This is a genomic window from Vibrio sp. 704 (assembly GCF_033339295.1).
Genome location: NZ_JAWOUH010000444.1, coordinates 1 through 698, shown reverse-complemented (window position 1 = coordinate 698; position 698 = coordinate 1). Strand labels below are relative to the sequence as shown.

Genomic DNA, 698 nt, shown 5'->3' with positions numbered 1-698 from the left:
GCCATTGAAATCTGCAACAGAACGTTTTAGCTCAACTGCTCCTGTACCGTCACCCTGAACCGTCAAACCATATTTCGAGATAACGTTAGCGTTCAATGCGAGATACCCGCTATCTACCGCTACATTAAGAACATACTCTGCATTCGGGTTATCAAGTACCGCATCGACATCAGAGATACCGAAGCTATTTAGCAATAAGGCGTTGTCTTCAGGTGTTTCCACATCGACAACATTAACGAAGTCAGGTCTGTCGTTTACCGCTGTAACATCGACAGACACATCAAACTCTTCCGCATTACCCAAGCTTTGGCTGCCGTCTAGGCCGGTATCGACCGCTTGCACTTTAAAATGAAGCGAGCCAGCCCAAGAATTGTCATTTCTGTCACCAGAATTAAAGACGATTTGATCTAGGTCTTGAGCATTGATTTCAAGGACAAAAACACCACTACCTTGATCAACAAATGCCGTTCCATCTGGAAGTGACAAGCTCGCACCATCTAGTACGTTTGAAATCTCAACCCTCAGTGTTTCTGGATCATTCTCTTGATAATTTGCACCGTCGCCAATCGACTCTTTGTTATCCACCACCAGCGCATTCACGTTGATGGTAATGTCTTCGCCTTCATTGCCTGAGACTTGGGGATCTGGGTTAACATCCACGTCGTCGCCAATCGGGTTAACGACTAACGTAAAGTTAC

General features: G+C 45.6%; 1 protein-coding gene. It reads right to left on the bottom strand.

Going from position 1 to position 698, the window contains the following annotated elements:
* Nucleotides 1-698, bottom strand: a 698-nt coding sequence (locus R7R24_RS26995) for a hypothetical protein (protein WP_318120163.1), incomplete at both ends; no start/stop codon positions are given.